This window comes from Stenotrophomonas sp. FSL W7-1447, assembly GCF_037966425.1.
In the GTDB taxonomy this organism is placed as follows: Bacteria; Pseudomonadota; Gammaproteobacteria; order Xanthomonadales; family Xanthomonadaceae; genus Stenotrophomonas; species Stenotrophomonas pavanii.
This window is the reverse complement of the sequence record NZ_CP150199.1, coordinates 3388760-3412511: the sequence shown is the minus strand read 5'-3', so window position 1 is coordinate 3412511 and position 23752 is coordinate 3388760. Positions and strand designations below refer to the sequence as shown.

The 23752-nt window shown below is 69.1% G+C and carries 21 protein-coding genes; 11 read left to right on the top strand and 10 right to left on the bottom strand.

The window, feature by feature from the left end; all coding sequences use genetic code 11:
• Positions 1 to 9: 9 nt before the first annotated feature.
• From NSQ78_RS16035 to NSQ78_RS16000, 8 genes are all read left to right on the top strand, one after another.
• A complete protein-coding gene (locus tag NSQ78_RS16035) occupies positions 10 to 495 on the top strand; it encodes a CYTH domain-containing protein (RefSeq protein WP_053506380.1) in 486 nt (161 codons plus the stop codon).
• Between the two features lie 115 nt (positions 496 to 610).
• Positions 611 to 1306 (top strand): DsbA family oxidoreductase, encoded by a 696-nt coding sequence (locus tag NSQ78_RS16030; RefSeq protein ID WP_064238981.1) that lies wholly within the window; start codon positions 611 to 613, stop codon positions 1304 to 1306.
• A 163-nt stretch (positions 1307 to 1469) separates the two neighbouring features.
• Entirely contained in the window at positions 1470 to 2477 is a 1008-nt protein-coding gene (nagZ, locus tag NSQ78_RS16025) for a beta-N-acetylhexosaminidase (RefSeq protein ID WP_064238980.1), read from the top strand.
• Positions 2477 to 3031: a hypoxanthine-guanine phosphoribosyltransferase gene (locus NSQ78_RS16020; protein ID WP_005418223.1), complete on the top strand. Its 555-nt coding sequence runs from the start codon at positions 2477 to 2479 to the stop codon at positions 3029 to 3031. Before nagZ ends, NSQ78_RS16020 begins: the two co-directional genes overlap by 1 nt.
• 82 nt (positions 3032 to 3113) lie before the next feature.
• A complete protein-coding gene (locus NSQ78_RS16015) occupies positions 3114 to 3860 on the top strand; it encodes an S-methyl-5'-thioinosine phosphorylase (RefSeq protein WP_049467884.1) in 747 nt (248 codons plus the stop codon).
• Between the two features lie 88 nt (positions 3861 to 3948).
• Complete coding sequence (locus NSQ78_RS16010; protein WP_005410590.1) at positions 3949 to 4155, top strand: cold-shock protein; 207 nt, start codon at positions 3949 to 3951, stop codon at positions 4153 to 4155.
• A 101-nt stretch (positions 4156 to 4256) separates the two neighbouring features.
• Complete coding sequence (locus NSQ78_RS16005) at positions 4257 to 5525, top strand: NAD(P)/FAD-dependent oxidoreductase (RefSeq protein ID WP_064238979.1); 1269 nt, start codon at positions 4257 to 4259, stop codon at positions 5523 to 5525.
• 180 nt (positions 5526 to 5705) lie between these two features.
• Entirely contained in the window at positions 5706 to 5975 is a 270-nt protein-coding gene (locus NSQ78_RS16000; RefSeq protein ID WP_049467888.1) for a hypothetical protein, read from the top strand.
• Between the two features lies 1 nt (position 5976).
• Here NSQ78_RS16000 and pdeM read toward each other — a convergent pair whose 3' ends face one another.
• From pdeM to NSQ78_RS15980, 4 genes are read right to left on the bottom strand one after another with little or no spacing between them, the layout of a single operon-like run.
• Positions 5977 to 6618 (bottom strand): ligase-associated DNA damage response endonuclease PdeM, encoded by a 642-nt coding sequence (gene pdeM / locus NSQ78_RS15995; RefSeq protein WP_049467890.1) that lies wholly within the window; start codon positions 6616 to 6618, stop codon positions 5977 to 5979.
• The gene (locus NSQ78_RS15990; RefSeq protein ID WP_064238978.1) at positions 6608 to 9067 is read right to left on the bottom strand and encodes a ligase-associated DNA damage response DEXH box helicase; all 2460 of its coding nucleotides are present in this window, start codon (positions 9065 to 9067) and stop codon (positions 6608 to 6610) included. The genes pdeM and NSQ78_RS15990 overlap by 11 nt, the downstream gene beginning before the upstream one ends.
• Entirely contained in the window at positions 9064 to 10671 is a 1608-nt protein-coding gene (locus tag NSQ78_RS15985) for an ATP-dependent DNA ligase (RefSeq protein ID WP_064238977.1), read from the bottom strand. Before NSQ78_RS15985 ends, NSQ78_RS15990 begins: the two co-directional genes overlap by 4 nt.
• Positions 10668 to 11666, bottom strand: coding sequence for a ligase-associated DNA damage response exonuclease (locus NSQ78_RS15980; protein ID WP_049467895.1), 999 nt, complete (start codon positions 11664 to 11666; stop codon positions 10668 to 10670). Before NSQ78_RS15980 ends, NSQ78_RS15985 begins: the two co-directional genes overlap by 4 nt.
• Positions 11667 to 11779: 113 nt before the next feature.
• On the opposite strand from NSQ78_RS15980, the gene NSQ78_RS15975 reads away from it, so the two are divergent.
• Entirely contained in the window at positions 11780 to 13417 is a 1638-nt protein-coding gene (locus NSQ78_RS15975; RefSeq protein WP_064238976.1) for an acyl-CoA dehydrogenase family protein, read from the top strand.
• Positions 13418 to 13587: 170 nt separating this feature from the next.
• Here the strand turns inward: NSQ78_RS15975 and NSQ78_RS15970 are convergent, their stop codons facing one another.
• The 3 genes from NSQ78_RS15970 to NSQ78_RS15960 all read right to left on the bottom strand — a co-directional run bounded on the left by NSQ78_RS15970 (position 13588) and on the right by NSQ78_RS15960 (position 15795).
• Positions 13588 to 13998, bottom strand: a complete 411-nt coding sequence (locus tag NSQ78_RS15970; RefSeq protein WP_049467900.1) for a hypothetical protein — start codon at positions 13996 to 13998, stop codon at positions 13588 to 13590.
• A gap of 157 nt (positions 13999 to 14155) precedes the next feature.
• Positions 14156 to 14497: a hypothetical protein gene (locus NSQ78_RS15965; RefSeq protein ID WP_049467903.1), complete on the bottom strand. Its 342-nt coding sequence runs from the start codon at positions 14495 to 14497 to the stop codon at positions 14156 to 14158.
• 122 nt (positions 14498 to 14619) lie between these two features.
• Positions 14620 to 15795 carry a thiolase family protein gene (locus NSQ78_RS15960; protein ID WP_053461025.1) on the bottom strand — a complete coding sequence of 392 codons (1176 nt, stop codon included), beginning with the start codon at positions 15793 to 15795 and terminating at the stop codon, positions 14620 to 14622.
• A 182-nt stretch (positions 15796 to 15977) separates the two neighbouring features.
• Between NSQ78_RS15960 and NSQ78_RS15955 the strand changes: the two genes are divergently transcribed.
• Positions 15978 to 18821, top strand: coding sequence for an autotransporter serine protease (locus NSQ78_RS15955; protein WP_064238975.1), 2844 nt, complete (start codon positions 15978 to 15980; stop codon positions 18819 to 18821).
• 46 nt (positions 18822 to 18867) lie between these two features.
• Here the strand turns inward: NSQ78_RS15955 and NSQ78_RS15950 are convergent, their stop codons facing one another.
• The gene (locus tag NSQ78_RS15950; RefSeq protein ID WP_049467908.1) at positions 18868 to 19965 is read right to left on the bottom strand and encodes a Glu/Leu/Phe/Val dehydrogenase dimerization domain-containing protein; all 1098 of its coding nucleotides are present in this window, start codon (positions 19963 to 19965) and stop codon (positions 18868 to 18870) included.
• A gap of 277 nt (positions 19966 to 20242) precedes the next feature.
• Between NSQ78_RS15950 and NSQ78_RS15945 the strand changes: the two genes are divergently transcribed.
• A complete protein-coding gene (locus NSQ78_RS15945; RefSeq protein WP_064238974.1) occupies positions 20243 to 21319 on the top strand; it encodes an HDOD domain-containing protein in 1077 nt (358 codons plus the stop codon).
• A gap of 3 nt (positions 21320 to 21322) precedes the next feature.
• Here the strand turns inward: NSQ78_RS15945 and NSQ78_RS15940 are convergent, their stop codons facing one another.
• Both NSQ78_RS15940 and NSQ78_RS15935 read right to left on the bottom strand, forming a co-directional pair.
• Positions 21323 to 22891 carry a phospholipase D family protein gene (locus NSQ78_RS15940; protein WP_064238973.1) on the bottom strand — a complete coding sequence of 523 codons (1569 nt, stop codon included), beginning with the start codon at positions 22889 to 22891 and terminating at the stop codon, positions 21323 to 21325.
• Between the two features lie 152 nt (positions 22892 to 23043).
• The gene (locus NSQ78_RS15935) at positions 23044 to 23742 is read right to left on the bottom strand and encodes an RNA pseudouridine synthase (RefSeq protein ID WP_064238972.1); all 699 of its coding nucleotides are present in this window, start codon (positions 23740 to 23742) and stop codon (positions 23044 to 23046) included.
• Between the last annotated feature and the right edge of the window lie 10 nt (positions 23743 to 23752).

Below are 23752 nucleotides of genomic sequence, written 5' to 3'. Positions count from 1 at the left end.
AATTGCGCCATGGGCATCGAAATCGAACGCAAATTCCTCGTCAGCAGTGAGGGCTGGCGCACCGCCGCGCATCGGGTGATCCCGATGGCGCAGGGCTACATCAACGATATGGGCGCGCTCGACCGCGGCACCCAGAACGCCTCGGTGCGCGTGCGCATCGAAGGCGACCACGCCGCGCTGAACCTGAAGTCGCGCACGATCGGCCATACCCGCCAGGAGTTCGACTATCCGATTCCGGTGGAGGATGCGCGCGCCCTGCTGGCGCTGTGCGTCGGTGGCCTGATCGACAAGCGCCGCCATCTGGTCGAACACGCCGGCCTGACCTGGGAAGTGGACGAGTTCCTCGGTGACAACGCTGGCCTGGTGGTGGCGGAGGTCGAGCTGGACAGCGCCGACCAGGCGATCGACCTGCCGGACTGGGTCGGCGCCGAAGTGACCGACGACGCCCGCTACTACAACGTAGCGCTGGCCAATCATCCCTATTCACAGTGGTGAAATCTCCAAAAAAGGGGACGGAGGGGATTAAGTCGTCTTTACCCCACCTGTGCGGGAAACGACTTAATCCCCTCCGTCCCCTTTTTTCGAGGGCGACGGGCCCCATGTGGTGGGGATGAGAATCGACATCTACTCCGACGTGGTCTGCCCCTGGTGCTGGATCGGCAAGCATCGTTTCCAGCAGGGCGTGCAGTTGCTGGGCGAGAACGCGCCTGACCTCGATATCCACTGGCAGCCGTTCCAGCTGGACCCGGATGCGGACGCTACCCCGGTGCCGCTGCGCGAGGCATACGTGCGCAAGTTCGGTGGCGTCGAGCGCACCGAGCAGATCCTCGGCCAGACCCAGACCACCGCGCGGGCCGAGGGCCTGCCGATGGACTTCAGCCGTGGCCAGGTGCGGGTGACCACGCTGCCGGCCCACCGGTTGCTGTGGTTGGCGGGCGAGCATGGCGTGCAGGACGCGGTCGGCGAGGCGCTGTTCCGCGCCCACTTCGAGCATGGCCAGAACCTGGCGGACCCCTCGGTGCTGATCAAGGCCGGCGTGGCAGGTGGCCTCGACGCTGGCGAAATCGCGCAGATGCTGGCCTCTGACCGCGGCCTGGCCGAGGTCGAAGCCAAGCTCGGCCAGGCCCATGCACTGGGCGTTTCCTCGGTGCCGACCTTCGTCATTGATGGAAAGTGGGCCATTTCCGGGGCACAGCCGCCCGAGGCCTTCGCCAACGCGCTGCGCCAGATCGCCGCCGAGCAGGGGGCTGCGGCCAGCCCGGCTGACGGGGACGAGGCCTGCGGCCCGGACGGCTGCAAGGTCTGAGCAGATCGGGGGCAGCGCCCTGCGGGGATCCGGCCCCGGGGTCAGGTGCCCGCAGGGGCTCTGACCCCACACGCTTCCCCCTTGTTGTGACCCCTGCGCCTGTCGGCCGGTTCTGCGACAATGCGGCACTGCGCCATGCGGGCGCGTGTTGTGGAGATCGACCATGCTGCTGATCGGCGTTGCCGGCACCGAACTGACCGCCCAGGAACGTGACTGGCTGCAGCACGATGCCGTGGCCGGAGTGGTGCTGTTCAAGCGCAACTTCGCCTCGCGCCAGCAGGTGACCGATCTGAGTGCGGCGATCCGTGCCGCTGCCCCGCGCCCACAGCTGATCTGCGTGGACCAGGAAGGAGGCCGCGTGCAGCGTTTCCGCGAGGGCTACAGTGCGCTGCCGCCGCTGCAGGACATCGGGGCGCTGTACGCCACCGATCCGCAGCAGGCGCTGGCGCTGGCCGAGCAGCACGCCTGGCTGATGGCCAGCGAAGTGCGCGCCAGCGGCGTGGACCTGAGCTTCGCGCCGGTGGTCGACCTGGGCCGTGGCAACCGCGCCATCGGCAACCGTGCCTTCAGTGAAGACCCGCAGGTGGTGGCCGCGTTCACCGCCGCCTATGTGCGCGGCATGCACGCGGTCGGCATGGCCGCCACGCTCAAGCATTTCCCCGGCCACGGCACCGTGCTGGAAGACACCCACGTCGATACCGCGATCGATCCGCGCGCGCTGGACGAACTGCGCGGCCAGGACCTGGTGCCGTTCCAGGCCGGCATCGCCGCCGGTGCCGACGCGGTGATGATGGCGCACGTGATCTATCCGCAGGTGGCACCGGAGCCCGCCGGCTACTCACCGCGCTGGATCCAGGACATCCTGCGTGGCGAGCTCGGTTTCCGTGGCGTGGTGTTCTCCGATGACATCGGCATGGCCGCCTCGCACAGCGCCGGTGGCGTGCCGGCACGCGTGCACGCGCATCTGGATGCGGGCTGCGACGTGGTGCTGGTCTGCCACCCGGAACTGGTCGACGAAGCCCTGCACGCCGTGCAGGGACGCGCTCTGAACACTGCTGCGCTGCTGGGCCTGCTGGGCCGCGGCGCGCTCGGCTGGGACGGCCTGCTGGCCGATGCCCGCCATGGCGACACCCAATCCCGTCTGCTTGAAACCCTTGGAAGAACCGTCTGATGCCCAACCTCACCATTTCCCAGGCCCTGGCCCAGGCTGACCTGCTGGTCGACCGCCCCACCATCGACAAGGCCATCGCAGCGATCGCCGACGCCATCGCGCGCGATTACAAGGGCGAGGTGCCGCTGTTCCTGTCGATCATGCACGGTGCGCTGCCGTTCGCCGGCCAGCTGGCGCTGGAACTGGGCGCGCGTGGCCAGGACGTGCAGTTCGATTACCTGCATGCCACCCGTTACCGCGGCGAAACCACCGGCGGCGACCTGGTCTGGAAGCACAAGCCGGCCACGTCGTTGTTCGGCCGCCGCGTGCTGCTGGTCGATGACATCCTCGACGAGGGCTACACCCTGCAGGGCGTGCGCACCTGGTGCCTGGAACAGGGCGCGACCGACGTGCGCATCGCGGCGATGACGGTGAAGAAGCACGACCGCGCGCTGCCGGACGTGACCGCCGACTACGCCGGCATCGAACTGCCGGACCGTTACGTCTTCGGCTTCGGCATGGACGTCAACGAGACCCTGCGCTGCGTGCCGGCGATCTACGCAATGAAGGAGTAACGGCGCAGCTGCCTGCGACGCGTCTTCTTCCACCGCCGGCATCCTCGGGTGCCGGCGTTCGTCTTTCCATGGAGTGCTTTGAATGCAACAGATCGCCCTGGCCGTGATCGGCGGTACCGGTGTCTACAACCTGGCCAAGCTCGACGACGTGCAGACCCACGAGGTCGACACCCGCTTTGGCCGCCCGTCCGGCCCGGTGCGCGTGGGCACGCTGCTCGGCCATCGCGTGGCGTTCCTGGCGCGGCATGGCGAGGGCCATTCACTGCCGCCGCACAAGGTCAACTACCGCGCCAATCTGGCCGCGCTGCAGCAGCTGGGCGCGCAGCGGGTGCTGGCATTGAACACGGTGGGTGGCATCACCGAGAACTTTGGTCCGCGCGTGCTGGCCTGCCCGGACCAGATCATCGACTACACCTGGGGCCGCATCAGCACGATCTGTGAAGAAGAGGGCACCGACGTGGTCCACGTCGATTTCGGCCATCCGTACACGCCGATGCTGCGCAGCAAGATCCTAGCCGCGGCCAGAGTGACCGGCGTCACGGTCCATGACGGTGGCTGCTACGGCGCGACGCAGGGCCCGCGCCTGGAAACCATCGCCGAGATCGCCCGCATGCGCCGCGACGGCTGCGACCTGGTGGGCATGACCGGCATGCCGGAGGCCGCGCTGGCACGGGAGCTGGGGCTGGATTACGCCTGCCTGGCGATCGTCGCCAACTGGGCCGCCGGCTGCGGTGATGGCGAGGAAATCACGATGGCCGAAGTGCTGGCCAACGTCCAGGCGGCCAGCAACGGACTTCCGGAACTGGTGGGCGAATTGGCACGGGGGTGATTGTCTTCGCCGAGCAAGCTTTGCATACTCAGCTTGTGCGCGGGTTCAGCGTACACCACCCATTCATTGCATAAGGTCTCGCATCACCATGCCGAACGGTACCGTCAAGTGGTTCAACGACGCCAAGGGATTTGGCTTCATCTCGCCGGAGGATGGCAGCGCCGACGTGTTCGCGCACTTCTCCGCCATCAACTCCAAGGGCTTCCGCAGCCTGCAGGAAGGCCAGCGTGTCACCTATGACGTGACCCAGGGCCCGAAGGGCGCCCAGGCTTCGAACATCACGCCGGCCGAGTGACCCACTCGACAGTGCGTTGAAAACCCCGCTCCGGCGGGGTTTTTTTTTGCCGGGTGCACGCAGTCCGTTCGCGATCCATCCGCCTCGGGCACAATGCAGCCATGAAGGAACGACTGCGCATCGCCGTGATCGGCTACGGCACCGCTGGACAGGCTGTGTCCATCCTGCTCACCCGTGACGGCCACGAGGTGGAGATCTTTGAACGCGTGCCCGCGCCCGGGCCGGTCGGGGCCGGCTTCCTGCTGCAGCCGAGCGGCCTGCAGGTGCTGTGGCAGATGGGCCTGCTGGATGCGGTGCGTGCGCATGCCGCGCCGGTGCACCGCTTGTACGGCGATACGCCGTGCGAACGCGCCGTGATGGACATGCGCTATGAGGGCCTGGACGTGCGCCTGCACGGGCTCGGCATGCAGCGCGGTGCGCTGTTCTCGCTGCTGGACGAAGCACGTGCGGGCGCGGGCCAGCTGCATGCCGGGACCACCATCGCCACGGTGGATGCCGGGCAGGGCCGCCTGCGCGACAGCGAGGGGCGCGTGCACGGCCCGTTCGACCTGGTGGTGGCCGCCGACGGCGCGGCCTCGACGCTGCGCGGCACGATCGAAGGCGGTACCGGCCTGGATCGCGTGTATCCGTGGGGGGCGTTGTGGTGCCTGCTGCCGGCCGAGGACTGGCCGCACCTGCAGGAACTGCGGCAGCGCTACGTGGCCGCGCGCAAGATGATCGGGCTGCTGCCGGTAGGCACCCGGCCCGGTGACGATACGCCGCGCCTGAGCTTCTTCTGGAGCCTGCCGCGCGCCGACTTCGAGCGTTGGCAGGCCGATGGCATGGCGCCCTGGCTGGGCGAGCTGCACGCGCTGTGGCCACAGGCCAGTGCGCGCTTCGCTCATCTGCGGGATGCCAGCCAGCTGGCGCGGGCGGTCTACCGGGATGCAGTGATGACACGCTGGCACCAGGGCCGCATGGTGCTGGCCGGCGATGCCGCCCATTCGATGAGCCCGCAGCTGGGGCAGGGCGTGAACATGGCGCTGCTCGATGCAGTGGCGCTGCGCGATGCCGTGCGCACCCATGGCGCAGCGGGCGAAGCGTTGCAGGCGTACCAGGCGCAACGGCGGGCGCACGTGGCGGTCTACCAGCGCTGGAGCCGTTGGCTGACGCCGTTGTTCCAGTCCGATCGCGATGCGTGGGCGAAAGCGCGCGACGTCCTGCTGGGCCCGATGGGGCGCCTGCCCGGCGGCCGCGGCCACATGCTGCGCGTGCTGAGCGGAACACAGCACGGCTGGTTCGGTTCACTCGCACTGGATCCGGCCTTCATCGACGCACTGGCCACCGCAGCGGACGCGCCTCCCATCAGTGCGGTCACCGCCAATGCGTGAACTGCTCCGTCACGTGAATTAACGGTTATCTCACCGCGGATATGCGAGAAGTGGGTGGCACGCGATTGCGCGTCGCCCGTTTTCCTTTCCGTGATCAACATCGCGCATGGCCCCGGGCGGCGCTGCCGTTGCAGCCCGCTGCGGCCCGGATGCGCCGCTGATGTTGACGAGGAGGATGCCATGTTGTTCGCGGTCGAGGAGCTGGAATCGGAAATCTGCAAGCTGCGCGGACTGCTGCAGATGCTGCACGAGGACCAGCCCGACGTATTGGAGGATGTCTTCGAGTTCCACGTCGGCAGCCTGATCAGCCATGCATCGCCGGAACACCACCCGCGCATCCGCGCCTGCGCCCAGGAGATGCTGGCAGCCATCCGGGCCCTGCCGCGGCGACGCGGCGATGACACACCCGTGTTCCGCGTGATGCCGCAGCTGGACATCCGCCCGGCCTGATTCACGCCACTGGCAAGGTCACCACGCCGTTGTCCACGCAGGCGATCATCTGTTCGCCGCGGACGGGCACTGGCACGATGCCTGCCGTGAACGCGGAAAAGGCCGGCAGGATCGTCATTCGTTCGCGCAGCCAGAAGGCCGGGAAGCGGCGGCGCAATGCGGGCAGTGCGACCTGCGGATGCAGGTGGCCGGCGATCACGTGCCACGCCGGGTCTGCGCACGGTTCATGGCGCAGCAGGAACGGTGCCAGCCGCACCTCCTCGTGGATCTGCACCTGCAGCTGGGCATGCGGCAGCTGGCGGTCGTGGTTGCCGCGCAGCACATGCACCTCCAGTGCGGCATTGCGTTCGCGCCAGCCCAGCCATTGCTGGTACCACGCTGCGCGATGGGCCGGTCCATGCAGGATGTCGCCGAGGATCCAGAGTTCGCGGCAGGCGTACCTGTCCAGGAGTGACTGCAGTCGCTGCAGGTCTTCGCCGGTACCGCCGCGGGGCAGCGCAATGCCGGCGCGGCGGAACACATCGGCCTTGCCCAGGTGCAGATCCGCGATCAGCAGCGCCTGCCGCGCCGGCCAGTAGAGTGCGCGCGCGCCCGCCAGGGTCACCGGTTCGCCGGCAAGCAGCAGCGGTAGTTCATCGGCCATGGCGGCGCTCGAGCTGCTGCGCCGCGCGTTGCACGCGGGTGCGCCAGTCTTCGTTGCTGAACTGCCCGCGCAGGCGTTCGGCCCACAGTGGAAAGCCCAGGGGCGTGAGCGATGCAGGGCGCTGCATCGACATGCGTCGCGCGCCGATCCGGACCAGCACCTGGCGTAGCCCCGGCAGGTCAAGGCTGTCATGCAGCACTTCGCGTTCGGCCAGCGCCAGCAGCAGGTGCTCGGGGTCATGCTCGCGCAATACGTCGTACAGCAGCCCCGCTGAGGCCTGCAGCTGGCGCAGCGATCGTGGCATGCCCCCGGGCAGGCTGGGTACCAGCAGGCCTGCGACGCGCGCGATGCCACGGAACTGGCGCCGCGCCAGCTCGCCCAGGTTCACCGCCGCACGCAGATCGTCCAGCAGCTGATCGGGGCTGAACAGCGCATGCCATTGCGCCGCGTCCAGGTCGATCGCCTGCGCCGGCGCCAGCACCAGGCCGTGATCATTCACGGCATAGCCGATGCTGTTGCGCTGCTGGCGGGTGCACCGCAGTGCCAACAGGGCGGCCAGCGCCTCGTGCACGTGGCGTCCGGCAAAGGGATAGACGAACAGGAACTGGCCTTCGCGGCGGCGTACGTCTTCCAGCAGCACGTGGTCCGGGCCGGGAAGCGCCGACACCTGCTGCTGAAGTGCCAGCAGCGGTGCCAGCCAGCGCGCTTCGGCACTGTCGTCGGCGCCTGACAGCACCGACTCCAGTTCGCTGCCGAGTGCCATCGACAGCGGCAGCTGGCCTCCCTGCCAGCGGGGCACGACACCGTCACCGCGCCCGTGTGCCAATCGCACGAAAGCGGTCATGTCGCGCAGCTGCACCAGTTCCAGCAGGCGCCCGGCGAACTGGAAGCGGTCTCCGCGGCGCAGGCGGCTGGCGAACTGTTCCTCCACGGCGCCGAGGCTGGCCCCGCGCAGGAACTGCACGCGCACGCTGCCATCGCTGCTGATGGTGCCGATCGACAGCCGGTGGCGCAGTGCCTGGCGCCGGTCGTGCATCCGGTAACGGCCATCGGCGTCCTGCACGACCTTGTGGAAGTCAGGGTACTGGGCCAGGGCCTGGCCCCCCTGCACGATGAAGGTCAGCACGGCCTGCCACTGGTCCTCGGCCAGGGATGCGAATGCATGGGTGCGCCGGACCTGAGCCAGCAGCGCATCACCGTGGAAGCCACCGGCCAGGGCGCGGCTGACCGCATGCTGGGCCAGGACGTCCAGCGACAGCGTCGGCGGCCTGCGTGCTTCGACCACGCCTTCGGCCAGTGCACGACGCACGGCTGCGTACTCGGCCAATTCCAGCGCATGGCTCGGCACGCACAGGATCGCGCCGCTGGCACCGGGACGATGGCGCGCACGTCCGGCGCGCTGGCGCAGGCGGGCGACGCCCTTCGGGCTGCCCAGCTGCAGCACCTGTTCGACCTCGGGAAAGTCCACGCCGAGGTCGAGGCTGGAGGTGGCGACCACGCAGCGCAGCGTGCCTGCACGCAGCCCGTCCTCCACCTGCTGGCGCAGCACCGGATCCAGCGAACCGTGGTGCAGCGCGAGCGTGTCCTGTTGCTCGGGCCAGACCGACGCCAGCGCCTGATGCCACAGTTCTGCCTGTGCACGGGTGTTGGTGAACAGCAGGCTGCTGCGTGCCTGCATCAATGCGTCCAGCACCCGCGGCAGTTGGGCCAGGCCCAGGTGCCCGGCCCAGGGAAAGCGTTCACCGGGTTCGGGCAGCAGGCTGCGCACCGTGGTCGCACGCGGGCGTACACCCTGCACGATCGGTGCGTCGGGTTGCCCGGGCAGCAGCACGTCACGGGCTTCATCCAGGTTGCCCAGCGTGGCCGAGAGCCCCCACAGCTGCAGCGCGGGGGCGGTGTCGCGCAGCAGCGCCAGGTTCAGCTGCAGCAGCACACCCCGCTTGTTGCCCAGCAGTTCATGCCACTCGTCCACCACCACGCAGCGCAGCTGGCGCATGCGTGCGAGCGTATCGGGATAGCTCAGCAGCAGCGCCAGCGATTCGGGCGTGGTCACCAGGACGTCGATGCGGCCCTCGCGTGCCTGCCGCCGTTCGCGGTTGCTGGCGTCACCGCTGCGAAGTCCCACGCGCCATCCCAGTCCCAGCCCGTCGACGACCGCCTGTAGCGCGCGTGCGGTGTCACTGGCCAACGCGCGCAGGGGCGTTACCCACAGCACCTGCAGCGGGCGCACCGCGCTTGCGCGCCGGGGCAGCGGCGGTGGATCGATCATCGCCTGCAGCAGGGGACCGCCGAACATCGCCAGCGTCTTGCCGCTGCCGGTGGGCGTATGCAGCAATCCGGATTCGCCGGCAAGGTAGTGCCGCCACATTGCGCGCTGGAACGGCAGCGAACGCCAGCCTTGGGCCGCGAACCAGTCTTCCAGCCGGCGCAGCGCCTGGCTGCGCTTCATCGGGCCAGCGCCTGCAGCGTGGCCAGCTGATCGGCCTCGCTGGCCGGCTTGTCCTGGCGCCAGCGCAGGATGCGCGGAAAACGCACGGCGATGCCCGACTTGTGGCGGCTGCTGCGGTTGACTGCCTCGAAGCCCAGTTCGAACACCTGTTCGGCGCGCACGCTTCGCACCGGTCCGAAGCGCTCGCGCGTGTTGGCGCGGATCCAGCGATCGAGCGCGAGAATCTCCTTGTCGTCCAGCCCCGAGTACGCCTTGGCCACCGGCACCAGCGTCTCGCCGTCCCACACGCCGAAGGTGTAGTCGGTATACAGCGTGCTGCGCCGCCCGTGCCCGGCCTGGGCGTACAGCAGCACCGCATCGATCGTGAGTGGATCGACCTTCCACTTCCACCAGTCGCCGCGTCGGCGGCCGGCCTGGTAAGCGGACAGCCGCCGCTTCAGCATCAGTCCTTCCACCCCGCGTTCGCGCGCGACGTCGCGCAGTGCGGCGGCATGCGGCCAGTCGTCAGCGGCAACCTCGGGCGACAGCTGGATCCGCGCATCCGCCAGCGCACCGAGGACGCTGGCGAGCCGGGTGCGCCGCTCCTGCAGGGGCAGCTCACGCAGGTCAACGCCATCCTGCTCCAGCAGGTCATAGGCCAGCACGCGCACCGGCGTGTTGCGCAGGGTCGCTGCACCGGGCTTGCGACGCTGGATGCGGGTCTGCAATGCGGTGAATGCGCGCGGCAGGTTGGCGGCCTCGTCCCAGGCCAGCAGCTCACCGTCCAGCACGCAGCCGTCGGGCAGCGCCATCGCGGCCTGCTCGATCTCGGGAAAGCGGCCATCCAGCCGCTCCTCACCGCGTGACCAGAGCGCGACCTCACCACGCCGGCGCAGCAGCTGCAGACGGATGCCGTCCCATTTCCATTCCAGCAGCCAATCGCCGATCGGCCCGAGGCGCTCCGCAGGTTCGCTTTCCAGTGGCGAGGCGAGGAAGAACGGGTAGGGCTGTTGCCGGTCCAGCGGCAGCTCGTCCGGTGACAGCAACTGAGCCAGCAGTCCGGGCGAGGGCACCCACTCGCCGAGCATGCGCTGGGCGATGCGTGCGATGTCCAGGCCGGACCACTCGGCCAGCGCCTGCTGCACCAGTCTCTGCGAAACGCCTACGCGCAGGGCGCCGGTCAGCAGCTTGTTGAACACCAGGCGTTCGCTGCTGCAGAGCTGCGTCCAGCCTGCGACGACCGCCGCACGGCGGACCGGTTCGGGCTGGTTGGCCACCGCCAGCAGGTGCTGTTCGATCCATTCGGACAGGGGGCGGTCGGGCGCCGGCTGTTTCGGATCATCCAGCAGCAGGGTCAGCGTTTCGGCCAGGTCGCCCACCTGCGCATAGCTGTCTTCCACCAGCCACGGGGGCAGCCCCGATGCGTCGGCGATCCAGGCGCGCAGTTCGCCGCTGGCGGCGATCTTGCGGCGTGCGCCACCTACCTTGCCACCGCTGAGCAGGTACAGCGCCCATGCCGCGTCATGCGCCCCTGCCTGGCGGAAGTAATCGACCAGCGCCGCACGCTTGTCCAGCGTGGCGGTACTGCGGTCCAGCCGTTGGTAAAGCGCAGCGAAGGCCTTCATTCCTCGCTCCCGAAATCCGTGCGGAAGGCTTCGGCGGCCACGCCGCGCTCGCGCAGGAAGGGAATCAACGCATCGGTGTTGCCGTGCGTGGCGATCACCCGGCGCGCGCCGGTCTGTTCAATGGTCTGCAGCAGCGCCGGCCAGTCGGCGTGATCGGAAATGACGAAGCCGCGATCGACATTGCGACGCCGCCGGTTGCCGCGAAGCTGCATCCAGCCGGAGGCAAAGCCGAGCTGGTGGCGGCCGAAACGACGCATCCACGGCGTGCCTGCCGCCGACGGCGGCGCCAGGATCAGCTGGCCGGCCGCATCCGGCTGGCGTCCCTGTTCGGCGACCGTGTGCGTCTCCAGCAGGGGCACGCCCGCCTGCCGGTAGACCGCCACGCCGTTGGCGATGGCACCGTGCAGCCAGGCCGGGCGGTCGTCCAGCGGCAGCAGCTCGGCAAGCACGCGCTGTGCCTTGCCGAGCGCGTAGCACAGCAGGATCGCAGCCTCGCCGCGTTGTTCGCATTCGCGGCGCCACGCCACGATCTCGGCCGCCACCGCCGGCGTGTCCGGCCAGCGGTAGATGGGCAGGGCGAAGGTGGCTTCGGTGATGAAGGTATCGCAGGGCACCACCTCGAACGGCGCGCAGGTCGGGTCGGGCTGGCGCTTGTAGTCGCCCGAGGCCACCCAGACCTGCCGGCCGTCGTCGATGCGCACCTGCGAGGAGCCGAGCACGTGTCCGGCCGGATGCAGCGATACCTGCACCCGGCCCAGGCCGAATGGCACGCCTTCGGCATGCGCCTGCACCTGCACGTCGCCCAGGCGCCAGCGCAGGATCGGCAGGCTGCCTTCGCTGCAGTGGTATTCACCCATGCCGGGGCGTGCGTGATCGCCGTGGCCATGGGTGATCACCGCACGCGGCACCGGTCGCCAGGGATCGATATGGAAATCGCCGGCGGCGCAGTACAGCCCCTCCGGGCGCAGCACCACCAGATCGTCATTGCCTGCCATGGGCCCACTGTGGCCTGCGCCTCGTGCACGCAGTGAGAACCGGCCTGAACACGGGCTTGGCGGATCATGCGGCACAATCGGGCCGCAGACTTCTTGGCGCCAGGATGGACCGGATGAGTGGACCCCGCTTCGACAGCAACGCGCCGTTTGAAACGCATGTGGTGCTGAACCAGCCACCGCCGTTCGCGGGGCGCCAGTTGTGGACCGACGACGTGGCGCTGATGGAAGCCGTGCAGCGCGAGGGCGCTGGCAGCTTCGCACCGCGACTGGATGTTTATGGCGGGTTGGCCGGTGACGAGCTGTACCGGCTCGGCTTCGATGCCAACCGCGATCGCCCGCGCCTGCGTACGCATGATGCGCAGGGCCATCGCATCGACACGGTGGAGTTCCATCCGGCCTATCACCAGTTGATGGGCACGGCCAAATCGCACGGCGTGGCCGGACTGTCCTGGCACGAGCCGCAGCCTGGCGCGCACGTCGCGCGTGCGGTGCTGAGCTACCTGCATCACCAGGCCGAGGCCGGCACCAGCTGCCCGCTGACGATGACCCACGCGGCAGTGGCGGTGCTGTGCACGCAGCCGCACCTGGCCGAGTGGGCACGCAAGGCCGCGGCGCCGGTCTATGACCCGCGCGACGTGCCGGTGGCCGACAAGGGCGGCATCACCCTGGGCATGGGCATGACCGAGAAGCAGGGCGGCTCGGATGTGCGCGCCAACAGCACGCGCGCCGAACCGATCGATGGCGAGCGCTATCGCCTGGTCGGCCACAAGTGGTTCTTTTCCGCACCGATGTGCGATGGCTTCCTGGTGCTGGCGCAGGCGCCGGGCGGGCTGACCTGCCTGTTGATGCCGCGCCGGTTGGCCGACGGTGACCGCAACGCATTCCGGTTGATGCGGTTGAAGGACAAGCTCGGCGACTGGGCCAATGCCTCCAGCGAAGTCGAGTTCTGCGGTGCGCAGGCCTGGCGTGTGGGCGACGAAGGGCGCGGCGTCGCCACCATCATCGGCATGGTGATGATGACCCGCCTGGATTGCATGCTGGGCGCCGCAGCGGAAATGCGCATGGCGCTGGCCCAGGCGCTGCACCACGCACGCCATCGCCGCACCTTCGGCAAGCTGCTGGTCGAGCACCCGTTGATGACCAACGTGCTGGCCGACCTGGCGCTGGAATCGGAAGCAGCCACGGTGCTGTCGATGCGCATCGCACGTGCGGTGGACCGCGCCGCCGTGGATGCCAACGAGGCCGCGCTGGCGCGGCTGGGAACGGCCCTGGGCAAGTACTGGCTGTGCAAGCGCGCACCGGCCTTCGTCAACGAAGCGCAGGAATGCCTGGGCGGAGCGGGCTATGTGGAGGAATCAATGCTGCCGCGGTTGTACCGGCAGGCACCGTTGAATTCGATCTGGGAAGGCAGCGGCAACATCCAGTGCCTGGACGTGCTGCGCGCGCTGGCACGCGAACCGGAGACGCTGGCGGCGCTGCGCGCTGAGCTGGCGGCGGTGGCCGATCGTGATGCGCGCTACGCGGCAGCGCTGCAGCGTTGGGCAGCGGCGCCGGCGCCCGACGAGTCGCAGGCACGGACGTTCTGCGAGCGCACTGCGCTGCTGCTGCAGGCGGCGCTGCTGCTGCGTGCGCGCAGCCCGATGGCCGAGGCGTTCGTGCGCAGCCGGCTGCAGTGGGAGCATGGCCTGGCGTTCGGGACGCTGCCGGCGGGCGTGGATCTGTCGGCAATGCTGGCGCGTGCGCTGCCGTAAGGGGGCGCCGTGCATACGTCCGTGCAGGCCCGGGCGCGCCATCCATGCCGCTTGCGCCCCTGCGCCACCTGCCCGCGGGCAGAGAGCGAAAAGCAGAAAAGCCGCGGCGGCGCCGCGGCTTTCCTGTAGCGCCGGGCCCATGCCCGGCTGATACGACGTCGCTAAGCGCCTCAGTGCTTGGCTTCTTCCTTGGCGGCGTTCGCCTTCGCGTCATTGGCGACATCGCGTGCCTTGTCGGCGACCTTCTGCGCGGCATCGGCAGTTGCGTCACTGGCGTGGGCAGCGGCATCGGTCGCCGCGTCCTTGGCCTTGTCGGCGGCGTTGGCGGTGGCGTCTGCGGCCTTGTCCAGGGCCTGCTGGGTGTCGGCCGCGGCCTGCTCGGAGGCGGCGGCCGTCTTGTCGGCGGCTTCGCGGGTCGCGGCGGCGGCCTTGTCCACGGCGTCGCGGGCGGCAGCGCCGGCACTGTCGGCGGCCTGCTGCGCGTCCTGCTTGGCCTGTTCGGCTTCCGGGCCCTTGCAGGCAGCCAGCGCCAGCAGCAGGGAAGCAGCCAGCAGAGGCGTGGTGATCGGGCGAATCTTCATGGCGGTCTCCGGTGCTGCAATGGATGGGGACGCCAGCCTATTCATGCCGTTGTGAAGACGGGGTCGCGATGCAGCGGCGTGGTCGCCGGCATCGCTACAAAGAAAAAGCCGCTGGCGAACCAGCGGCTTTTCCAGAACAGCGTGAAGAAAGAAGTTATTACTTCTTGGCTTCTTCAGCAGCGTCCTTGGCCTTTTCAGCGGTAGCTTCGGCAGCCTTGGCGGCGTCCTTGGCTTCGCCAGCAGCGGCGTCGGTGGCAGCAGCGGCGGTCTGGGCAGCGGCGTCGACCGAAGCGTCAGCAGCGGTGGCGGCGGTGTCAGCGGCCTGCTGGGCAGCAGCGGCGGTCTGGGCGCCGGCAGCGGCGGCCTGGTCGGCAGCAGCCTGGGCTTCGGTGGCGGCTTCGTTGGCCGAAGCAGCGGCGTCCTGGGCAGCTTCCTGCTTCGAGCAGGCGGCCAGGGCCAGAGCCAGGGACATCGCGACCAGCAGCTTGTTGATGCTCATTGTGTGAATCCTCGTCGTTAGATTAGGCAACGCGCAACTGCGCGCCGACAACATGATGACAAGCCAAGATTGGGTGTCAAGCGATCCCGCATTCATTTTTGCGAAATCATCGTTAAATCTTTTTAAATCAATTCGATGGCAATTGCCGTTGCTTCGCCGCCACCAATGCACAGGGTGGCAATGCCGCGCTTGCCACCGCGCGTGCGCAGGGCGTTGACCAGCGTCACCACCAGGCGCGCACCGGAGGCACCGATGGGATGGCCGAGTGCGCAGGCGCCGCCATTCACGTTGAGCTTGTCGTGCGGGATACCCAGTTCGCGCATCGGCGCCATCGCCACCACGGCAAAGGCTTCGTTGATTTCGAACAGGTCGATCTGGTCCAGCGACCAGCCGGTCTTGGCCAGCAGCGCGTGGATCGCGCCGATCGGGGCGGTGGTGAACCACTCCGGTTCCTGCGAATGGGTGGCGTGGCCGACGATGCGCGCCAGCGGCGTGATACCACGCGCGGCAGCATCTTCCTCGGTCAGCAGGACCACCGCAGCGGCGCCGTCGGAGATGCTGGAGGAACTGGCCGCAGTCACGCTGCCATCCTTCTTGAAGGCCGGGCGCAGGGTCGGGATCTTGGCGATGTCGGAGCGGCCCGGCTGTTCGTCGGTGGCGACCTCCACGTCACCCTTGCGGGTGGCGACCTTGACCGCGACGATCTCGTCGGCGAACGCGCCGCTGGCCTGCGCGGCCTGCGCGCGCTTGACCGATTCGATCGCGTAGGCGTCCTGCTCCTCGCGGCTGAACTGGTACTTGTCCACGGCGCACTCGGCGAATTCACCCATGGCCTTGCCGTCGTAGGCATTGACCAGGCCGTCGTGGGCCATGTGGTCGACCGCCTGGAAGTTGCCGAAGCGGTTGCCGGTGCGCGAGTTCGGCAGCAGGTGCGGGGCGTTGGACATCGATTCCATGCCGCCGGCGACCACGATGCTGGCCGAGCCGGCCTTGATCAGGTCATGGCCGAGCATGATCGTCTTCATGCCCGAGCCGCACACCTTGTTGAGGGTGGTGGCGCCGGTCGACAGCGGAATGCCGGCGGCGATCGCGGCCTGGCGGGCGGGCGCCTGGCCGAGGTTGGCCGGCAGCACGCAGCCCATCAGGACCTCGGAGACGTCGCTGGCCGGGACACCCGACTGTTCCAGGGCGGCAGCGATGGCGGCCGCGCCGAGGGTGGGGGTCGGCACGCCGTTGAACTGGCCGAGGAAGGAGCCGATGGCAGTGCGCTTGGCGGCGGCGATGACGATGTTGGACATGGCAATCTCGTTGATGCGTAAGCAATGTTCGGAAAGGAGACCGTGGACGTTGGAAGCGCCCCGGTTTCCCGGCAGACTGCGTGGGGGTCGGCCCAAGTATAGAGGGTCGGGAAGGGCTGCCGCTGGGCAGCGCCGCACGCCTGCCGGGATGTAGGCAGGCCAACGTTCATGGGAAGGAATCGATGGAACGCACGATGAGGGTGAAATCCGCGCTGGCAACGGCGATGGCGATGGCGTTGACGGCATGCGGGGGAGGCGGGGGCGGCGGCAACGTCCGCATTGATCCTCCTCCGACCACGCCGACACCCCCGACCACGCCTCCGCCGACGACACCGCCGCCGGCCAAGCCGCAGGAGCCGACGTTCGACGCGCACCTGTCGGTGACCAACGCGCGGGCCGCACAGGCTGCCGGCCTGACCGGGCAGGGGGTGCGCATCGGCATCGTCGATTCGGGCGTGCAGCGCAACGCGGCGGCGCTGAACGGGCGCGTCGTCGCCAACCTCAACTACATCGATCCCGCCCGCAACAACCTGCAGGTCGACGACGTGGTGGGGCATGGCACGGCGGTGGCCAGCCTGGCCGCCGGTGCCGCGGTGGGCTCCTGGCCGGGCGGCATTGCCCCCGGCGCACAGATCGTTTCGGCGCGGATCATCGCCGACAAGCCGCCGGTCGATGACGGCAGCGGCAAGGGCAATTCCTTCAGCGGTCCGCTGGGTGTGGCGCAGGTCCACCAGGACCTGATCAGCTACAACGTCAAGGTGATGAACAACTCCTGGGGCGGCCTGTACTGGACCGACCTGCCGACCACGGCCCAGGTGGCGGCCGAGTACCGTCCGTTCGTCATCAACCATGGCGGCCTGGTGGTGTTCGCCGCCGGCAATGATGCGCGCGCCGAACCGAGCAGCCTGGCCGCACTGCCCAGCCAGCAGGGCGTCGGCGGCTCGCTGCCGGCGGCCGACCTGGAGCGCGGCTGGCTGGTGGCGACCGCGGTCGACCCCTACACGCCCGGTACGCTGGCCAGCTATGCCAACGCGTGCGGCCAGGCCGCGCGCTACTGCCTGGCCGCGCCGGGCAGCGCGGTCTATCCCGACGCCAATGGCAGCACCTATTACTGGAACTACGGTACGTCCTTTGCCGCGCCGCTGGTTTCCGGCGCCGCCGCACTGGTCTGGCAGCGCTATCCGTATTTCGACAACAACCTGGTCCGGCAGACCCTGCTGGGGACCGCCAAGGACATCGGTGCGCCCGGCGTGGATGCGGTGTTCGGCTACGGCCTGCTCGACATCTCGCGGGCGATCAAGGGGCCAGGGCGCTTCGACTGGGGCGATGTGGTGGCCAATGTCGATGCGCCGTCGAGTGGCTCGCTGTGGAGCAACGACATCGTCGGCAGCGGCGGCCTGGTCAAGCAGGGTGGGGGCACCCTGGTGCTGGGTGGCAACAACAGCTACAGCGGCGCCACCCGCATCGAGCGCGGCATCCTGTCGCTGCAGAACGGCAGCGTGATCCGTTCCAACGTAACGATCCTGGCGCAGCCCGATCCGGATTCGACCGGCCTGCAGTTCAATGGGGGGACGCCGCGCGTGATCGGCAACGTGGTCAACGGCAGCAGCGTGTTCCTGACCACCGGCAACACCACCGGCACCATCGAGGGCAACTACACCCAGCAGGCGGGCGCACAGCTGATGATCGCGCTCGGTGCCAATGCGCTGCAGGTCACCGGCAACGCCACGCTCAATGGCGGCGTGCGCGTGCATGGCTTCGTTTCCGGCTATGTGCCGCAGAACGGCAGCCGCCAGGACCTGATCCACGCCGCCGGTGGCCTGAGCGGCACCTTCAGCAGCCCGGCCACCTCCAGCGGCCTGCAGGGCCTGTCGTTGCTGCAGAGCAGCTATGGCTATGACAGCAACACGGCCTGGTTGAACCTGACCCAGGTCAGCGTCACCGCAGCGGCGGCTGGGCTCACGGCCTCGGCGCAGTCCGCCGCGCAACGCGTGGAAAGCGCATTCGGCGCGCTCGATGGCAGTCCCGCCCTGCAGGGCTCGGCCTTCGGCACGGCGGCCGGTGCGCTGCAGTGGACCGGCGGCGGCAGCGAAGGCCTGGCGGCCAGCCTGCAGAGCCTGTCCGGGCAGGCCCATGCACGCGCCGAGTCGGCCACCTTCGACAGCATCGACATGTCACGCCGTGCGATCGCCGAGCGCTTCGATCGCGTGCAGGCGGCGCCACGCCTGCGCGGGGCCTGGCAGAGTGCGCTCGGCGAGGCCGGGCAGGGCAGTTTCGCCGGCAACGCGGCCGACAGCCGTGGCTGGATGGCCGGCCAGGACCTGCCGCTGGGCAGCGCTGGGCTGATGGGCGTCGCCTTTGGCGAAACCCGCAGCAACGGTGGCAACAGCTTCGGCGGTGATCGTGGCCGTGATCGCCAGGCGCAGGCGCAGCTGTACGCCGGCTGGAACCTGGGCCGGGGCTATGCGCTGGCCCAGGTCGGCAGCGGCCAGTTCACCCGTGCGCTGGATCGCCAGCTGCTGCTGGGCGCGGGCGCGTACGGTGTTTCCGCGCGTTATGGCGGACGCTTCAGCAGCGCCAGCGTTGAAGGCGGCTACCGCTTCGGCCACGCGGGCGCGTCGTTGACGCCGTACCTGGGCGCCAGCACCACGCGCGTGGATACCGATGCCTTCAACGAGCGGGGCGGTTTCGGCTTTGGCCTGCGCGGTGAGGCCAACCGCGTGCAGCGCAGCCAGATGCTGGCCGGTATCCGTGGCGAACGCGGCTGGGGCCGCTGGACCCTGCGCGGGCACGCCGAGTGGCAGCAGCGGCTCGACGGTGCCGATGCGGACTGGCAGGCCAGCTTCGTGGGTGTCGATGCCTGGGCGCCGCTGGCGGGATGGAACACGCCGCGCGGCAGTGCGCTGTTCGGCGTGGCGCTGGAGTCGTGGTGGGGCCGCACTGGCCGCCTGATCCTGGGCTTCGACCAGCGCGTCGGTGGCGAGGGCGCGCGCCAGGCGGCGTTGCGCTACAGCACCGGGTTCTGAACGGGCGGTCGCGCCGGGTCGAAAGCCCCGGCGCGACATCGCAGGCTCAGCCGCCGCGCAGGTTGCCCAGGCGCGGGGTGCTGCGGCCGAGCGGCATCTTCAGCTTGCCGATCGACAGGATGCGGCTTTCGGCGATGCGGTCGGCCGCACGCTGCGGCGCGATGTTCTCGCGCTGCGACAGTTCGAAGATGCGGGTGAGGTTGTGGTAGATGCTGCGGATCAGGCGCATCGCGCGTTCGCGGTTGTAGCCGTCGATCTCCAGCGACACGTTCATCACGCCGCCGGCGTTGACCGCATAGTCCGGTGCGTAGAGGATGCCGCGTGCGTGCAGCTCATCGCCGATCTCCAGGCTCGACAGCTGGTTGTTGGCGGTACCGCAGATGATCCTGGCCTTGATGCGCGGCAGGGTGTCGGCGTTGATCGCGCTTTCCAGCGCGCACGGTGCGAACACATCGGCGTTCACTTCGTGGATCTCGTCCGGCTTGACGGCTTCGGCGCCGAAATCGCTGACTGCACGGTCGACCAGCGCGCTGTCCAGGTCGGTGACATACAGCTTGGCGCCGCGATCGCGCAGCAGCTTCACCAGTTCCATGCCGATGTGGCCCAGGCCCTGCACCGCGATGCTGGTCTTGCCCACTTCCTCATGACCGAACTTGAAGCGCATCGCCGCCATCAGCGCCTGCAGTGCACCGTAGGCGGTGAACGGCGCCGGGTCGCCGGAGCCGCCATGGACCTGGTGCACGCCGGTCACGAACTGGCTCTCCAGGTAGATGTTCTCCATGTCGTTGACGTCGGTGCCGACGTCCTCGGCAGTGATGTAGCGCCCGCCCAGCGAGTCGACATACCGGCCGAACGCGCGGAACAGGACCTCGGTCTTGTCCACTTTCGGGTCGCCGATGATCACCGCCTTGCCGCCACCAACGTTGAGGCCGGCCAGCGCGTTCTTGTAGGTCATCGTCCGGCTCAGGCGCAGCACATCGGCCAGCGCCTCGTCGGTGCTGGCGTAGGGACGCATGCGCACGCCGCCCAGGGCCGGGCCCAGGGTGGTGTTGTGGATGGCGATGATCGCCCGCAGGCCGGCATCGTGGTTGTGGCAGAACACCACTTGTTCGTGGCCGGTGGTGGCGAGGGTTTCGAATAGCATGGCGTCTCCGATGGCGCGAACAGCGGCGAACTGCAGCGAACGGCCAGTGAACGGTAGGGTCCCAAAACAAAAAAAGCGACGTCGTCATGGCAGGGGGACGGGTCGCGCGGCGCCATTCTAGTCCATTCCCCCGGCCGATGCCGTCGAGGTTGGCGGGCTTTCGGTTAAAGAAGATGAAAGTGCGGCCGATGCTGCGACGACGGCGGGTGGCCGGACGGGCGTGAAGAGGCAGGCGGTCAGTGACGGCAAAGGCACTACAACGACAGGTCGGGCGGCGATGACACGGGCCTGGTGGCGATCGCTACGCAGCTGGTTGTCGCGTTCCACCGGGACGGCGCCGTCGCGGCTGGTCGCTGCGTCCCGCCAGGCCGTGGCTGCCGCAGCGGCCAGCCTGCAGGGCGAGCCGCTGCCGTCGGCGGAAATCGCCGGCCACCTGCAACGCGGGCTGCATGCGCTTGCCCTGTACCCGCGGCTGGCCGGCGAGCCGACGCCAGTGCACGACCCGGGCCTGGGCGAGGCGGTGGCGCGCGCGCTGCACGACCGCGACTGGGCGGCCAGGCAGCTGCCGCGCCGGCCGCAGCTGCTGCCGCAGCTGATCCAGACCGTCAACGACGATGCCGCCTCGGCACGGGTGATGGCCGCGATCATCGGCCAAGACCCGGTGCTGACCGGCAACCTGCTGCGCATCGCCAACAGCCCGGCCTACAAGGTCCACGAGCGCCCGGTCGAGAGCCTGCAGCGGGCGGTGACGCTGGTCGGCACCGAAGGCGTGCGGCAGATCATCAGCGCGGTGCTGGTACAGCCGGTGATGCAGGTGCAATGCGAGGTGTTCCCGCAGTTCAGCACGATCATCTGGGAGCACGCGCTGCTGGCATCACGCGCCGCGGCCGACCATGCGCGCACGGTGACCTTCGGCGATGCCTTCGCCGCGCAGTGGCTGGGCCTGGTACAGGGGCTGGGGGCTGCCCTGGTGATGCGCCAGTTGCTGCAGGAGGCACAGGCCCGCGGCGAGGCCGTGGAGCCGGCGCTGGCCCTGCAGCTGCTGCAGCAGTGGTCGTTGCCGTTGGCGCAGCGCGTCGCCGCAGCGTGGGAATTGCCTGAGCCGGTGCACCAGGCCCTGGCGGTGGATGCGCAGGGACCGCTGGCCGACAGCCTGCGCCTGGCCAGCGCCGCCGCAGCGGCCAGCCTGTTGTGCCGCCATGGGCATGCCAGCCAGAGCCGCATGCTGGCCCTGCTGGAACAGCTGCCGACCGCGCCGCCGCACGCCTTGCGCTGGATCTGGCGACGCCTGCATGGGCGCAGCGTGGAGACGCTGGATGACGCCGGACACGCGCCGACCGGCACGGCGCGCTGAGCGCTACAGCTGCGATTCGACCGGCAGCCAGCTGATCACGCGCGACAACCAGCGCTTGCGCGCTGTTGACCCGGGCTCGGCCTCGACCCAGTGCGGCGGCGGTTCGCGCTCCAGCCAGCGCAACCGGCGGCGGTCGTCCAGTGCCAGCCACCAGCTGTGCCTGGGGTCAGCCAGGCGAAGGTATTCGTCCCGCAGCTGTGCACCCAGCACCGGATCGTCGAACAGCACACCCATTTCAGTGTTCAGGTAGGCCGAGCGCGGGTCCAGGTTGAAGGAGCCGACGAAGCCGCGGCGGTCATCGATCAGGAATGCCTTGGTGTGCAGGCTCGCGCCGCTGCTGCCGAACACGCCGGCATCGCCGGACTGTCCCTGTGCCTTCAGCTCGTACAGGTGGACGCCGGCTTCCAGCAGCGGCACGCGGTAGCCCATGTAGCCCCCGTGCACGGCGGCGACGTCGTTGGCGGCCAGCGAATTGGTGACCACGCCCACCTGCACGCCCCGCCCGGCCATCGCCGAAAAGCCATCCAGGCCCTCGTTGCCAGGCACGAAGTAGGGCGAGATCAACAGGGCCTTGTGTCGGGCGGCCTGCAGCTCGCTGATCAGGGTCGACACCAGCCAGGCGGCGCGATCATCCCTGCGGTGCTTCATCGGCGGGTCCGACACGATGCGCACTGCACCGCTCCAGTGCAACGGCTCGGGGCTCGGGCGCTGCCGCTGGCGTGATTCGGCCACGCGCGCAAGGTACGGGCGGGCCACGTCCCGCTGCGCCTCATGGTCCGATTCGCGCACCAGCAGGCGCAGTTGTGCGTCGGTATGGAAGGCAAGCGCGGATACCGGAATGGCGGTTTCGCTGTTCCAGTAGTCGTCGAAGATCCGGTTGGCCTGCTCCACCGCGGGGCCGGCGACCAGCAGGTCCAGATCCTGGAAGTTCACATCGGTGCGCGCGCTGAAATACTCCTCGCCGATGTTGCGGCCACCGACGATCGCGACGCGGCCATCGGCGATCCAGCTCTTGTTGTGCATGCGGTGGTTCACGCTGAAGAAGCGCTGCACCATCTCCACCATGCGCAGGATGCCGGTCCGGTTGCGGAACGGGTTGTACAGGCGGATCTCGATGTTCGGATGGGCATCGAGCGCCATCATCAGCGCGTCCTTGTCCTTGGCATTCATGTCATCGAGCAGGATGCGCACGCGCACGCCGCGCTCGGCGGCGTCATACAGCGCCTTGGCCATCAGGTGGCCGATCAGGTCGTCGTGCCAGATGTAGTACTGCAGGTCCAGGCTGCGCCCGGCCTGGGTGGTGATCATCGCGCGCGCGGCGAAGGCATCCATGCCATCGCTGAGGAAGGCCACGCCCGACTGGCCGGGATGGGCCGCCTGCAGCGGCACGATCTGCTGGTCGATGCGGGTCTGTGCCGGCTGCAGCGGCAGCACGTGCGAAGGCGCGCCATGCGCCTGCGGCGTGAGATGGTCGGCCAGCAGCAGTCCGGACAGGACCAGCAGCACCAGCGCGGCGAGGATGATCGCAGCAACACGCAGCAGGCGTCGCCACAGCGGCTTGGGCAGGCTCATGCCCCGATGGTAGAGCTACGCCATGCGTGAAGGAATGCCTGCAGGATCGATAGGGGGTCAGGGCCCTTGCCTGCGGCAAGGGACCCAACCCGAGGGAGCGTCACCGATGGGTCGGATCACTTGCCACAGGCAAGGGCCCTGACCCGCATACCTCAGAACCGCTCGTCGCTGCCCAGGTAGCGCCACTGCCCCGGCGGCAGCGGCCCCAGCGCCACGCGGCCGATGCGCAGGCGGCGCACCGCCGTCACCTGCACGCCGGCAGCCGTCACCGCCACGCGCAGGCCCTTGGCGGTCAGCCCCTTGCCGGCGAAACGCAGGCGCTGTTCGCTCTGCCAGCTCACCTTCGCGCCACCGGATTCCTGCTGCAGCCGCGCCAGCAGCCACGGGCCGCGCTCGGGGCCGCCGTCGGCCACCTCGATCAGGTATTCCTGTTCGGTGCGCCCCAGGTTGCGCTGCAGATGGGCCAGCGTGGCCGGGTCCTGGCTGACCACGACCAGGCCGCTGTCGCTGGCCGGAAGCGAAGCGCCCAGCTGCAGGCCATGGAAATGCCGCTGCAGCGGACGGATGTCGCTGGCGTCGAGTTCGCTGCGGCTGTCACTGCTGACCAGGCTGCACAGGGTTTCGGCGGCGACGCCGGCCGGCTTGTGCAGCAGCATGCTGACCCGTTCGGCCTTTTCATCGCTGGCCTGTTCGGCCACCACGATCACCGCGCTGTCGTCGACCGGCCGCTGCGGCTGTTCCACCACCTCCCCATTGACCGTGACCCAGCCGCCCTCGATGTAGCGCCGGGCTTCGCCACGCGGGATGCCGAGCAGGGCGGACAGGCGTTTGTCGAGACGGATCGGTTCCATGACAGGCAGG